This window comes from Pseudoalteromonas sp. Ps84H-4, from assembly GCF_024124645.1.
Lineage (GTDB): Bacteria > Pseudomonadota > Gammaproteobacteria > Enterobacterales > Alteromonadaceae > Pseudoalteromonas > Pseudoalteromonas lipolytica_C.
The window spans coordinates 71,428-85,815 of record NZ_JAMXSK010000013.1; the positions used below are offsets into that span (position 1 = coordinate 71,428).

Here is a 14,388-nt window from a genome sequence, read left to right on the forward strand (position 1 = left end):
ATGAATAAGCCAATGCGATTTGCCATTATCGGCTGTGGTGCTGTAACCGAAGTGAAAAGCGGCCCTGCTTATCAGCAAGCAGAAGGTATTGCGCTTATTGGGGTGACACGCCGCGACCTAGAAAAAGCCCATGATTATGCTAAACGCCATAATGTTGCAAAGGTGTTCGCATCGCCAAGCGAACTAATTAACGATAACAGTGTTGATGCAGTGTATATTGCCACGCCGCCTGATAGCCATAAAGCGTATGCTCTTGAGGTTGCTGCGGCAGGTAAACCTTGTTGTATTGAAAAGCCACTGGCGCCAAGTTATCAAGACAGCCTTGACATTGTTGCAGCGTTTAAAGAAGCTAATCAGCCGCTGTTTGTTGCCTATTATCGCCGTTCATTACCACGCTTTAATCACGTTAAACAGTTACTTGAGCAAGGTGCGATTGGTAAGCCTCGTCATGTTAGTTGGCATTTAAGTAAGTCGCCGAATCCCCTTGATTTATCGGGAGAGTATAATTGGCGTACCGATCAAACAGTAGCACGAGGCGGTTACTTCGACGATTTAGCCAGCCATGGCCTTGATTTACTTGCTTACCTTTTAGGTGATTTTAAAAAGGTGCATGGTTTATGTGCTAATCAACAAGGCTTATATTCTGCATTCGATGCCATAACCGCACACTGGCAGCATCAATCTGGTGTTACTGGCACCGGAAGCTGGAACTTTGCTTCAGCAAATCGTTTTGATGATGTAATGATTTATGGCAGTGAAGGCGAGCTTAGCTTTAGTGTATTTGATGAAAAGCCGATTGTGCTGAACAACGCAAAGGGAACACAACAGCTCGTAATTGATAACCCTGCGCATATTCAACAATATCATGTTGAAAACATGGCGAATTATTTTCATGCCCAGCAACCACACCCATCAACCGGTGAAACCGCACTACATACAAGCTGGGTTATGGAGCAAATTTTATCGGCTTAGTGTTCAAACGCTGCATTGAAAGCATTTACAATTTGCGTGTTTTCACCTTCATGAAATAGCGCCATTAGGCGCTCACTAATTAAAGTGCGTACTTTTTCTGATTTAAGCGCTTTGTCGAACAGCGCGATTGCTTGTTTGCCGACCTCTGTTGGTGAACAAGCAATATAACCAAACACCGCGGCTTTTTCTGGTTTAAGGCTGATATAACGAATACTACTTAGTCCCGGAGCTCGTTTATAACGGTTGCTAAATACAGTTTGGTATTCTAAAACGGCATCAATTTTATTTTGAAATAACATTTGCCCTAGCCTTGGTGCATTTGTTGCCCCTTCTAACATAAAAAAGTGCTCATCATCTAAGCGTATAAAGTTATCAATTTCTTCTGAATATGAGCGGTCCTTGATGATGCCTATTGTTAAATTGAAGTCATTAATAGCTTGTAGCAGGGTAATGGAATCAGGGATCTTTGGCTTGTTGAATACCACCAATTTGTTAGCAGGAAAAGCCATCAGAGGGTATTGACTAAATACGGCTTGGGCCTCACGGTCAGGGGTTTTTAATTTATTGTATAAGCAAACATTATTCATTTTGCTTAACTGCTGCCATTCTCTTAGCCGACTTGCCGGTATAAAGTGCAGGCTGATTTCATCACCTAACTCAGCGGCAGCAGCAAGTAAAAACGTAGTGGCTTCATTTTCTGGATTGCCGCCATCTTGGGGGATAAAGTCAGCCATCATTTGAATATTGAGTGTTTCACTGTGGGTTGGTAAGGAAATGCAACAAAATAGTATTAAGGTAAATGTGAGTGTTTTCATTACAGCTTAACCCAAAAAATAATTAAATCTTAAATATTGACCGTACGTGTTGTTGCAAAAAAATTAAAATTTGCACACAGCTGTTTAATTTTAGACCAGTTGTTCGAATTAATGCAGTAAGTATGCAATTTTTGCAGTCGAGTAGACTATTTTGCGCTAAAATAGGCGTAATTTATTTCATTTAGGTTCTACTTATGTCTATCCATGTTATTACTCATCCGTTAGTTCAACACAAACTTGGCCTTATGCGCGCACAAGGTATTAGCACAAAAAGTTTCCGTGAGCTGGCGTCTGAAGTAGGTACTTTGCTTACATACGAAGCAACAAAAAACCTACCATTAGAAAGCGTGCAGATCACTGGATGGGATGGTTCAAACCTCAATGTAGAGCACATTAAAGGTAAAAAAATTACTGTTGTGCCGATTCTACGTGCCGGCCTTGGTATGATGGATGGCGTTATGCAATTATTACCTGCTGCAAAAGTTAGTGTTGTAGGTTTGCAGCGTAACGAAGAAACATTGGAGCCTGTGCCATACTTTGAAAAACTAGTTGGTAAAATTGATGAGCGTTTAAGCCTTGTTATTGACCCAATGCTGGCAACGGGTGGTTCAATGATCGCCACAATCGATATGCTGAAAAAAGCAGGTTGTAAAGATATTAAAGTGATTGTACTAGTGGCAGCACCTGAAGGTGTAGAAAAAACCCTTGAGGCGCACCCAGATGTTGAAATCTTCACGGCATCACTAGATAGTCACTTAAACGAAAAAGGCTATATCATCCCAGGCTTAGGAGATGCCGGTGACAAGATCTTTGGTACAGTGTAAGGCGTGCACGTGGAAAATCATCAAACATTTTCGTTAAAAACAATTCTAACCGGCGCGCAAATGCTGTTTGTTGCATTTGGCGCACTGGTACTTGTGCCGTTACTGACAGGCCTTGATCCCAATGTGGCTTTATTTACCGCAGGCCTAGGAACCTTGCTGTTTCATGTGGTTACCAAAGGCCAAGTTCCTATCTTTTTAGCATCGTCTTTTGCTTTTATTGCACCTATTATCGCCTCAGTACAAATGTGGGGTATTCCTGCAACTATGGGTGGTTTAATGGTGGCAGGCTTTTGCTATTTTGCACTTAGCTTGATTGTAAAATTTAAAGGCGTGAATGCACTGCATAAAGTGTTACCGCCTGTGGTTGTTGGCCCAGTTATTATGGTGATTGGTTTAGCCTTAGCGCCCGTTGCTGTGAATATGGCAATGGGTAAAGCAGGGGATGGCAGCGCGCAACTAGTTCCTTATGAACAAGCTATTTGGGTGTCTGGTTTATCATTATTGGTTACGCTGATTTTTGCGGTATGGGGTAAAGGTGTATTTAAACTTATTCCTATTCTTGCTGGTGTTATCGCAGGTTATCTTGCTTCGTTATTTATAGGTATTGTGGAATTTAATGCGGTTACTGAAGCTCGCTGGTTTGCTGTACCTGCATTTACTTACCCTGAGTTTAAGTGGCAAGCTATTTTATTTATGGTGCCTGTGGCCATTGCGCCAGCTATAGAACATATTGGCGACATGATGGCAATTAGCCAAGTCACGGGTAAAGACTATTTAAAGAAACCGGGCTTACATCGCACTTTATTGGGTGATGGTTTAGCAACCTCTGCGGCATCGGTTTTTGGTGGTCCACCTAATACAACCTACTCTGAAGTAACGGGGGCGGTCATGCTTACGCGTAACTTCAACCCTCGAGTGATGCTTTGGACTGCTATCATCGCGATTGTGCTCGCATTTGTGGCAAAAATGGGTGCGGGTTTACAAACTATTCCGGTTCCTGTGATGGGCGGTATCATGATTTTACTATTTGGCTCAATTGCCGTTGTAGGTTTAAATACTTTAGTAAAATCAGGTGAAGACCTTACCGCGCCTCGAAACTTGACTATCATCGCACTGATTTTAGTGTTTGGTATTGGTGGCATGCACCTCGGCGGTGACGAGTTTAGTTTGCAAGGTGTGAGCTTATGCGCAATTTTAGGGATTATCTTAAATGCTGTCCTCCCCAAAGCAGTGCAACAAGTTGATTAGAACTTAAAAACTGCTTAAATATTGCACCAAAAAAGCGCGTTAAATACGCGCTTTTTTTGTAACTATATAAAAAATAACGAGTTATAAAACTGGTCTACTAACTGCATTTATCTCTATGTCATACTGGTAGGAGCGATTATGCAAGAGGCAAATGTTGTGGATATTACCCCGTTTTTAGCGAAACATCAGTTACCACTCAAGTATCAATACTTAAGTGAGCAATTTTTTATACCCCTCGCGCAAGATATCTTGAGCGCAAAAATGACCGGCCAATCTATGCTGGTGGCTATCAACGGCTGCCAAGGCTCAGGAAAAACAACCCTCGCTGATTTTTTAGTGACTTGGGTTAATAGCAATACTGAATTTAACAGTGTGTCATTATCAATCGATGACTTTTATTTAAGTCGTGATGCACGCACTGAGCTTGCTAAAGATGTTCATCCCTTGTTTGCCAGTCGTGGTGTACCAGGTACGCATGATACGCAATTAATGGAGCAAACCTTATCGGCCTTGTTGGCAGGTAAAGTGGATGTGCCATTACCTCAATTTGATAAGCTAACCGATGATCCAGTGCCACAAGCCCAGTGGCCGAGCAACCAAAAGCCCGTAGATATCGTGTTTTTTGAGGGTTGGTGTGTAGCCAGTACACCTCAGCAACCTTATCAACTGCAAACTCCAGTTAATGAATTAGAACAACTAGAAGATGCCGACGGCATTTGGCGTCGCTGCGTAAATAGCTGTTTAGCAAATGAATATCAAAATGTATTCGCAATGGCCGATTACACCATTATGTTAAAAGCGCCATCATTTGAAGATGTGTATGCTTGGCGCTTAGAGCAAGAGCAAAAGTTAATTGCCAAAAAAGGCCAAGGGCAGGGCACGTTTGACGAAGTGAGTTTAAAGCGTTTTATCTCTCATTTTGAACGTATTACGCGTGAAAACTTAGCCACTCTTGCGCACAGTGTTGATGCTTTATTGTTGCTTGATACTGAGCGTGATATTACCAAAATGGAACTACTCGCTGACCAAATTGCTCAACCACTTATTTTTACTGATTTAGACGGCACATTGCTTGATCACGATAGTTACGAATGTGAGGTGATCAAACCATTTTTGGCTAAGTTGAATGATACCGGTGTCAATGTCATTTTTAATACCAGCAAAACATTTGCAGAAGTCACTGATATTCAAAAAGCTTTAAATCATCACCAACCCTTTATTGTGGAAAATGGCGCGGCCGTTTATATCCCGAAAGATTATTTTAAAGTAAAGCCGATTGGCTGTGATGAATATCAAGGTTATTGGCGTTTTGCGATGACACAAAGCACCGATAAATTGCATGAAGATCTTAAACAATATGCCAGTCAATTTAGCCATTGTGTGCGCTTATTTAGTCAATTTAGTGCACAAGAAATAGCTGAACTAACAGGGCTACCCGTTGATAAAAGCGAACTGGCTTTAAAGCGCCAATATTCAGACCCAATTTGCTTTTCTGGCAGTGATGAAGAGAAACAAGGTTTGATAGAGGCAATGAGTCAAGCAGGATACGAAGTGCTTGTTGGTGGTCGCTTCATTCACCTAACTAAAGGTAACAACAAAGGCCTTGCACAAAAATGGTTGTTAAATCAGTTCAAAAAAGCTTATCGCAATCCATTCACTGTAATAGCGCTCGGCGACAGTCAAAACGATGTCGCCATGCTAAAAGCGGCCGACACCGCCATTTTAATCAATAACCCTGGCAGCCAAGTACAATCGCAAATATTACAAAAAGCTTGGCAGCTAAGCGAAAAACCAGCCCCAGCAGGTTGGGTTCAAGAAGTTTCTGCGTTAACTATCATCAAAGCGCGTTTTGCAGCAAAACAGGAGCAATCTCATGGCTGATTTCTATCAAAATGGCATTATCACGACCTTACACAATATTGCTGACCGTCCAGTCGAAGAACTAGAAAAAGAGTTATTGGATTTTTCAAAACAGCGTCCTATGGGTTTGATTTTACCCTCACTTTACAGTGAGTTAGAAGGACCCGCTTTGCAAAATATTATAGCTGAGCTCAAACATGTGCCTTACTTATCACAAATTACCATTGGCCTAGATCGCGCCGACGAAAGCCAATATCGCCATGCGTTACAGTTTTTTGCTGAGCTTGACCAGCATCATAAGGTACTTTGGAATGATGGCCCGCGTTTACAAGCGCTTGATAAAGAACTACAAAAACTTGGCGTTGCGCCACGAGAGCTAGGTAAAGGTCGCAATGTTTGGTATTGCATGGGTTATAAGTTAGCAACCTCAAAAGTAGAGTCAATTGCACTACATGACTGCGATATTTTGACTTACGACAGAGCACTTTTAGCACGCTTAATTTATCCTGTTGCTCACCCTCGTTTTAACTATGAATTTTGTAAAGGCTTTTACCCGCGCACCGCTGAGGGCAAAATTAATGGCCGCGTGTCACGTTTGCTGGTAACGCCGCTATTACGCTCATTTAAAACAATTTTAGGTAGCAACGATTATTTAGAATACATGGACTCGTTTCGTTATCCGCTAGCGGGTGAGTTCTCATTCCGTCGCGATGTACTTAATGATATTCGTATTCCAAGTGACTGGGGTCTCGAAATTGGCGTGTTATCAGAGATGTATCGCAATTACTCGCATAACCGGTTATGTCAGGTTGATATTGCTGATAACTATGATCATAAACACCAAGACCTATCGCTTGAAAACCAAGCAGCGGGCTTGTCGAAAATGTCGATTGATATTACTAAAGCTTTATTCAGAAAGCTGGCTACCCAAGGGGTGACCTTTACCAGCGAAACAATTCGTTCATTAAAAGCAACTTACTACCGTATCGCACTCGATTTTATCGAAACTTATCACAACGATGCGCTGATGAATGGTTTAACACTTGATATTCACCATGAAGAGAAAGCCGTTGAAATGTTTGCGCAAAACATTATGAATGCGGGTCAGCACTTCTTAGAAAACCCAATGGAGGCACCATTTGTGCCGAGTTGGAACCGAGTCGCTTCGGCAATGCCAGATGTATTTGCTCGCTTAGAAGAAGCCGTAGAGCTTGATAACAAAGAATTTATTTAACGGAGAAGACACGTGACTTTAGAGCTACTCCAACAACGGGTTATACAGCATTTAACCTGTATCTACGCCGAGGTTGAGCTATCAACCTCGCTTGAACAACTTGCAGACAGGCTTATCAATACCATGTTAGGTGATGATCCTGTACGTGACCCAACGCCGCATAAAAACCGTTGGGATGAGCAAGACATGATTTTAATTGCTTATGGTGATTCAATCATTCGCCATGCGAATACGGATGAAGCCGTGGCAAAGCCTGAAGAGCCACCTTTGCATACTCTACATCGGTTTGTAAAAAGCCAATGCTTGCCTGAGCTTAATGCACTTCACATTTTGCCATTTTACCCATATAGCTCAGATGAAGGCTTTGCGGTAATGAATTATGTGCAAGTGAATGAAGCGTTAGGCAGTTGGCAGCATATTCGTGATATTTCAGCAGATGTTAGATTGATGGCTGATTTGGTGATCAACCATTGTTCAAGCCGCAGCGTTTGGTTTGAAAACTTTATTCAAGGCAAAGAGCCGGGTAAAGGGTATTTTAAAACGGCAAGCCCGAGTGACGACCTAGTGCAGGTTGTTCGTCCGCGTACATCGCCTCTTTTACAAGCGGTCGAAACAAAAGATGGTTTGCAACATGTGTGGTGTACGTTTAGTCATGACCAAGTCGACTTTGATTTTGCCAACCCAGATGTACTTAACGAGTTTGTGGGTATTATTCGTCATTATTTAGATAATGGTGTGCGTATTTTCCGCCTTGATGCGGTGGCTTTTTTATGGAAAAAGCTCAATACCCGTTGCATTAATTTACCTGAAACTCACGAAGTGATCAGGCTACTTCGTACCCTTATTGAGCACTTTGAGCCTAATGTGATTATTATCACTGAAACCAATATTCCAAATCGCGAAAACCTATCGTACTTTGGTAATGCCAACGAAGCGCATTGTATTTACAACTTCTCATTGCCACCGTTGTTGTTACACACTTTACTCAGTGGCGACAGCACTGCATTAAAGCATTGGATGATGAGTATGCCACCTCCTCAAGAAGGGACCGCATACTTTAACTTTATAGCTTCACATGATGGTATTGGTTTAAGGCCTGTCGAAGGGTTATTGGAGCAAAGTGAAATTGCCGAAATGGTCAGTACGACTGCAAAGTATGGCGGTAAAGTCTCACTGCGTACCGCACCTGATGGAACTAACACCCCTTATGAATTAAACATTGCTTTATTTGATGCATTGCAAGGTACTCATAAAGGCCCTGATAAGTGGGGAGTTGCTCGCTTTTTATGTGCACATGCCATTATGTTTGCGCTTGAAGGCATTCCTGGTTTGTATATTCATAGCTTACTCGGTACTACCAACGATTATGAGCGCTTTGAAAATAGCCAACATAATCGGGCTATTAACCGTCACCGTTGGCAAGAATCAGATTTACTAGCAAAACTGAGTAATGAAAATGCCCATCACCGTACTGTGTTTAAAGCGATGAAAAACTTGATGGCTATTCGTAAGGCGCAAAGCGCATTTCACCCTAATGCGACGCAATATACGTTACATTTAAGTGAGGGGTTATTTGGTTTTTGGCGACAAAGTATTAACCGTTCACAAAGCATGTTTTGTGTTTATAACATTAGTGATGAGACGCAAACTCTTACTCTTGCAGACTTAAATTTGATTGGTACCGAGCAGTGGCGAGATTTAATAAGCGGGGAGCAAATTACTGAGCAAACACAAACATTGTCGCTGACTCCATATCAAGCAGTTTGGCTCAGCAATAAATAGTCCTATCATCAAGATAATACAAGTCTTATCGTTAACAAGTAAGCCCATCAGGTGGGTTTGCTTGTTAACAAGTAACTTACAGTTATCGTAAATTGCTTCCTTATTGCACACCAAATTATCATTCCAGCTTAATTTTCAATGAAATAGTATTAGAAATTAAATCTTATTTAATCTAATTTACCGTTTTTAGTAAAAAAGTAAAGTTAACAATATTTACAATATAAAAGATAACTATTATCATTTGGTTTTATTTTTAGGTGCACTTTACGATGAACAAAGCAGTACTCTCTCTCGCGGTGTCATTGGCTTTGACTCCACTATACAGTGTTGCAAATGATGACATGCAAGCTCAACTCGAAAAACTTCAACAACAACTCCTTGAACAACAAAAAGCGATTGATTACTTAAAAAGTCAATTAGATGCGAAAAACACCCAGCAAGTTGCAGTGCAGCAAAAAGCCCCAGTTGTTACTGAGCAAGCAACCCCAATTGCTTCAGTCGCAAGCAAAAAAGACTCAAAACTTACTTTTAAAAGCTATGGTACTTTGCTTTACAAAAGTGACGAAGTGTTTGCCAACGTTCAAGATACTTCACCAGAGCGCCGCGCCACTACAGACTTAGAGCGAGTTGTCACTGAGTTTGAATATGAAATTGATGATAAGTGGAAAGTCGAATTTGAACTTGAGTATGAGCATGGCGGTACAGGTACCACGCTTGAATACGATGGCTTTGAAGAATTTGGCGAATTTGAATCAGAAGTTGAAGCGGGTGGTGAAGTTATTGTCGAAAAGCTGCAACTAGAATATGAATATAACCCTAACTTTACTGTCAAGTTTGGTCATATATATGTTCCGGTAGGCTTAGGCACAGACTTAAACAAGCCTGATCAATACTTTACCACGACTCGCCACTGGGGTGAGGCAACCATGATCCCGCAAGTTTGGCACGAAACTGGAGTTAACTTAATTTCTCGTTGGTCTGACTTTACACTGCAAACATTGGTGACGACAGGTCTTAACTCTGAATACTTCCGTTCGACTAATTGGGTCGCGGGTGGTGCACAGCAACGCTTTGAAGAAAATACTGCAGATGATTTAGCGCTCACATTACGCCTTGATTATGGCAATGTTAAAGCAGGTAAAGGTTTTGGTGTTAGTTACTATACGGCAAACACATCAGATAACCGTCGCAATCAGGGCAAACTCGATGAGGATGGAAACGTATCTATCCTCGGGTTACATGGTGCATGGACGTTAGATGATCTTGTGTTCCGTGGTCAGTACTTATATGGCGAGTTAGAAGACTCAGTTGCTATCACTGCTGCGAATAAAACAACACCGGGTCTGCGTCCGGGAAGCTTTGCACAGCTTGGTAGCAAAGCAGAATCTGCATTTGTAGAAGCCGCTTATAATATGCAGGGGCTGTTTGATTTATCTTCGCCGCTGTATGTATTTACCTCGTTTGATTATGCCAACCCAATGCTTGAAGTGGCCAGTGGTGCGGCTATCCATCGTTACGACATTCGTGAGCTTAACTTTGGTTTAAATTACCTTCCAAACAAAAACTTAATTCTAAAACTTCAGGGCGGTCAACGTTATTACGCACAAGACGATATCGATGACACGACTCACTTTAGCGCCTCTCTTGGCTATAAATTTTCTACAGAACTATAAAGGAATCTTGGGATGAAAACTGTATTAAACAGCATTACAGCTGTCATTTTAGCGTCAACACTTGTTGCATGTGGTTCGTCTTCTTCGGACGATTCTTCAGATACAAGCACACCTGTTACTGAAGTAACAGGCTTTAGCTATGACGCAACAGATTTAATTGAAAACGTAACTGAGCAAGTGATTGTAGATGGTTATGAAATGCTAAACAGCAAGGCGGCTGTTTTACATAATGCGACACTGACATTATTAGAAAACAAAAACGAAGCCGCGCTGCTTGCTGCTCAACAAGCATGGAAAGATGCACGTGTGTTCTGGGAGCAAGGTGAGTCGCATATCTTTGGTCCTGTTGATAGCTTATCAATTGATCCACACCTTGATACTTGGCCACTGAATACCGCTGATTTAGAAGCACTACTTGCAAGTAACACAACGTTCTCGGCTGATAATGTAAAGAACTTTGACGATGGTGTACAAGGTTTCCACACCATGGAGTTCTTATTATTCGGTAATGGCGTTGAAGATAACGATAAGTCAATTGACGAAATGACTGTGCGTGAAATGGAATACCTAATTGCATGTGCTGAAGTATTCAATATTCATACACAAAGCCTTGTTGATGCATGGGGTATATCAGCAAATGCGGATGATGAACCTGCTTATAAAGATTATTTATTAACGCCGGGTAATGATAAATACTCATCTGAGTTAGGTGTTATTGAAGAGTTAGTCAATGGTGTTATCGGTATTGTTGATGAGGTAGGTAACGGTAAAATTGCAGAACCATTTGGTACTAGCAAAGACACAGCTGACACATCATTGGTTGAATCACAATATAGCTGGAACTCATTAACCGACTTTAGCAACAACATTGTTGGTGTACAAAATGTGTTTTTAGGCACATTCAGCGATGAAAACGACAGCCCAGGCCTAAAAGCATTCATTACTGCCGGTGACGCTGAGCTAGCAGCGAAAGTTGAAACTCAAATTACAGCAGCTATTGCAGCGATTGATGCCATTGCAGGTGCAGATGATATGCCATTTAGACAAGCGATTAAGGATGATGCTGGTCGCGTTCGAATTCAAACAGCGATTGATGCGCTAGGTGAATTACAAGCGACCCTTGAAGAAGAAGTTGTGCCACTTATCAAAGAGTGGAATTTATAATCGCTGGGGAAGCATTTGCTTCCCCTCTTTGCAAGATACCGTCATGAATGTAAAAGCAATTAAACCAATTCTATTTGCTTTCACAGCCTTATCTTTAGTGGCATGTGGAAGTAAAACCAGCGATAAAAGCGCGACCGAAACGACAACGCCACCACCGACAAGTAGCGAAACGGATCCAATTTATATTGATGTCGTTGCGTTGGCAGGTGATGCGACAGCCCTCGATACCAATAATTCAGGCCATGGTTTCTCTACACCTATGCCTAATTTAAGTGATTCAGAACGCGATATTCACTTAACTGGCGATGCTAATTTTGAAACATCCTTTACGACAGCCCCGAATGATGCACACCCGGAACTCGATGGTTTAGGGCCTGTTTTTAATAACAATAACTGTAATGCTTGTCACCAACGAGATGGTCGCCCAAGTACTATTGTTCCAACCGCTGAACAGCAAACTGTGAAGTTAGCGAATGATGCTGGGATCTTTTTACGCGTTAGCTTAGCCGATGGCGTGTGTGAAATGCCAAGTAGTATCAATGATTTTTGTCAGGTTTCAGGCGTTGAAGGGTTTGGGGATCAACTCTTTCACAGGGGGATTTTACAAGCCCGTGAAGACTGGCAATCACATAATTTTGGTGGCCAAGCTGATGTATATCTAAGCTATGATTATACGGAGTTTAGCTACCCAGATGGCAGTACTGTCACGTTGAAAAAGCCGATATTTACTATCGATAATGCATGGGACTCACCTGAAAACTTCAGTTTAAGTGCCCTTGCCAATGAAGATGTACGTTTTAGTGCCCGTAATGGTATGCCTGTCTTTGGTCTTGGATTGCTTGAAGCGATTGAAGAGCAAGATATTCTAGCGCTTGAAGATGTCGATGATGCCGACAACGATGGAATTTCTGGTAAAGCAAACTGGGTATTTGATGCTGTTAAGGCTCAAGCGGGTGATGAAAACCCTGTATCACTTGGACGATTTGGTTGGAAAGCCAGTACACCATCAGTCATACAGCAATCTCTGGGTGCACTGCGTGGTGACATGGGGGTAACGAATTCATTGTTCCCTGAAGAAAGCATTGCCAATACATTAATGCACGAAAGTTATTTATCTCGTACTAACTATCAAGATACTGGTTCTGATGAGCAAGGATTGCCAGAAGCCAGTGATGAGTTTGCTGATACGGTCGTGTTTTACGCAGAAACACTTGCTGTGCCAGCACGTCGTAATGTAGCAGACGAAGGTGTTAAAGCCGGTGCTCGTTTATTCGATGATTTAAACTGTACTGGTTGCCATACGCCTCGTTTTGTAACCGCAAATGGTGCCGCTTTATTACTGGGCGGTGTTGCAGCGCCTGCGGCAGTAAAAGGGCAAGAAATTTGGCCATTTACCGACATGTTGTTGCATGACATGGGTGAAGAGCTCGCAGACAACCGTCGTGATTTTATGGCAACAGGCCGTGAGTGGAAAACGCGTCCGCTTTGGGGGATTGGTTTAACGAAAACAGTTAACCCTGCCGCTGGTTTCTTACATGATGGGCGTGCAGCAACACTTGAAGAAGCGATTTTATGGCATGGTGGTGAAGCTGAAAAAAGTAAGCGTGAATTTACAGAGCTTAGCAGTGAAAAAAGAGCACATTTAATCAGCTTTTTACAATCACTATAGCTTTAAACCCTTTTAAAAGCGCACTGTCAACGCCCTTTACAGTGCGCTTTTTGTTGCCTCTAAGAGAAGTGATTCAACACAAAAGGGAAGGGGATTTTCATGTGCCTTGCTGAAAACGCGAAAGTTAATTGCTAAGTTATCACTGTGAATTTGTTCAACTAGCTTGAGCGTTTGTTCGTTATGTTGGCTGAAAATGGCCACTTCTTGATGCATTGCTCCAGTTGTGTAATTATTGAGTAGATCATGAACATTTACTATAGCTAAAGCTCCGAGCGTAACATGACCACCGATTGTGACATCTATTTTTTCGGCCACCGCCCTAAGCGGCCAATTAATTGCTCCAACCACTACGTTTTTGCGTTTGTTTAACTCATCAAGCGCAGCAATTGCCCCTAACGCCATCGCATCATTTGCCGCCCAAACAATATTAATAGTTGGTTGATGCCTAAAAAAACCAAGGCTTTGACGGTAGGCTTGTTTGGTTGACCAATTGGCAACTGTATTAGCAGTAATGTTTGCACTAGTATTAGATGCCACACTTCGCTTTAAACCTTGCTCCCGATCAAGGGCTGCATGGGTGGTGTAGTCTCCATTAATTGCGAAAATGTTGGCAGCTTGCTGGCTCTTTTCAATTAGTTTGTTGGCTAATAATTGGCCTGCTTGCTTGTTATCGGGTACTACGCTACCAGCGACATTAATACCATGATCACTCATAAGTTTTAGCTCTTGCTTAGATGGGCTGTTGAGTAAAAAATAGATGGGTGTAGGTACAGGAGACAAGCTTAAAAGCTGTTGCGTAAGCACACTTTTCTCATCAACTAAAATGAGCATATCTGGCTTAGCTTTGATTGCTTTAGTCACTAAAGATTTCATTTCAATATGATTTCGATTGGCATAATGAATAGTTAAATCGAGATCAAAGTCTTTTGCAGCGTTTTGCATCAACTGTGACACTTCAAACCAAAACGGGCCTGTTACATTGGTATCTGCATGACCTGGATTAATAAAAATAATACTTTGCTTGGCAAAAACACCAGGCAGGTAAAATAGACAGATAGTGATAAATACTGTTTTAAGCATGGCTTTATTAGGTTAAAAGACCGGTAGGGTAGAGTATAGCGCGAATTGGTAGATTTTAAGTAAATGA

Annotated in this window: 11 protein-coding genes; 9 read left to right on the forward strand and 2 right to left on the reverse strand. The window is 41.8% G+C overall.

The features are described 5' to 3' along the window. Entirely contained in the window at positions 1-972 is a 972-nt protein-coding gene (locus tag NH454_RS12710) for a Gfo/Idh/MocA family oxidoreductase (protein WP_253039270.1), read from the forward strand. On the opposite strand, the gene NH454_RS12715 is transcribed toward NH454_RS12710, so the two are convergent. After that, positions 969-1,787 (reverse strand): hypothetical protein, encoded by an 819-nt coding sequence (locus NH454_RS12715; protein ID WP_253039271.1) that lies wholly within the window; start codon positions 1,785-1,787, stop codon positions 969-971. The genes NH454_RS12710 and NH454_RS12715 overlap by 4 nt on opposite strands. Positions 1,788-1,981: 194 nt before the next feature. Between NH454_RS12715 and upp the strand changes: the two genes are divergently transcribed. From upp to NH454_RS12755, 8 genes are all read left to right on the forward strand, one after another. After that, positions 1,982-2,611 (forward strand): uracil phosphoribosyltransferase, encoded by a 630-nt coding sequence (gene upp / locus NH454_RS12720; RefSeq protein WP_135926935.1) that lies wholly within the window; start codon positions 1,982-1,984, stop codon positions 2,609-2,611. A 9-nt stretch (positions 2,612-2,620) separates the two neighbouring features. Continuing rightward, entirely contained in the window at positions 2,621-3,859 is a 1,239-nt protein-coding gene (locus NH454_RS12725) for a uracil-xanthine permease family protein (RefSeq protein WP_135926936.1), read from the forward strand. A gap of 138 nt (positions 3,860-3,997) precedes the next feature. Continuing rightward, positions 3,998-5,740, forward strand: a complete 1,743-nt coding sequence (locus NH454_RS12730) for an HAD-IIB family hydrolase (RefSeq protein ID WP_253039272.1) — start codon at positions 3,998-4,000, stop codon at positions 5,738-5,740. Further along, complete coding sequence (locus tag NH454_RS12735; RefSeq protein WP_138557748.1) at positions 5,733-6,953, forward strand: glycosyl transferase; 1,221 nt, start codon at positions 5,733-5,735, stop codon at positions 6,951-6,953. The genes NH454_RS12730 and NH454_RS12735 overlap by 8 nt, the downstream gene beginning before the upstream one ends. A gap of 12 nt (positions 6,954-6,965) precedes the next feature. Beyond that, a complete protein-coding gene (locus NH454_RS12740; RefSeq protein ID WP_135926323.1) occupies positions 6,966-8,735 on the forward strand; it encodes a sugar phosphorylase in 1,770 nt (589 codons plus the stop codon). Between the two features lie 269 nt (positions 8,736-9,004). Continuing rightward, complete coding sequence (locus tag NH454_RS12745) at positions 9,005-10,408, forward strand: hypothetical protein (protein WP_253039273.1); 1,404 nt, start codon at positions 9,005-9,007, stop codon at positions 10,406-10,408. A 12-nt stretch (positions 10,409-10,420) separates the two neighbouring features. Continuing rightward, positions 10,421-11,572 carry an imelysin family protein gene (locus NH454_RS12750; protein ID WP_253039274.1) on the forward strand — a complete coding sequence of 384 codons (1,152 nt, stop codon included), beginning with the start codon at positions 10,421-10,423 and terminating at the stop codon, positions 11,570-11,572. A gap of 43 nt (positions 11,573-11,615) precedes the next feature. Next, positions 11,616-13,241: a di-heme oxidoredictase family protein gene (locus tag NH454_RS12755; RefSeq protein WP_253039275.1), complete on the forward strand. Its 1,626-nt coding sequence runs from the start codon at positions 11,616-11,618 to the stop codon at positions 13,239-13,241. Positions 13,242-13,277: 36 nt separating this feature from the next. On the opposite strand, the gene NH454_RS12760 is transcribed toward NH454_RS12755, so the two are convergent. Then, the gene (locus NH454_RS12760; protein WP_253039276.1) at positions 13,278-14,321 is read right to left on the reverse strand and encodes an ABC transporter substrate-binding protein; all 1,044 of its coding nucleotides are present in this window, start codon (positions 14,319-14,321) and stop codon (positions 13,278-13,280) included. Between the last annotated feature and the right edge of the window lie 67 nt (positions 14,322-14,388).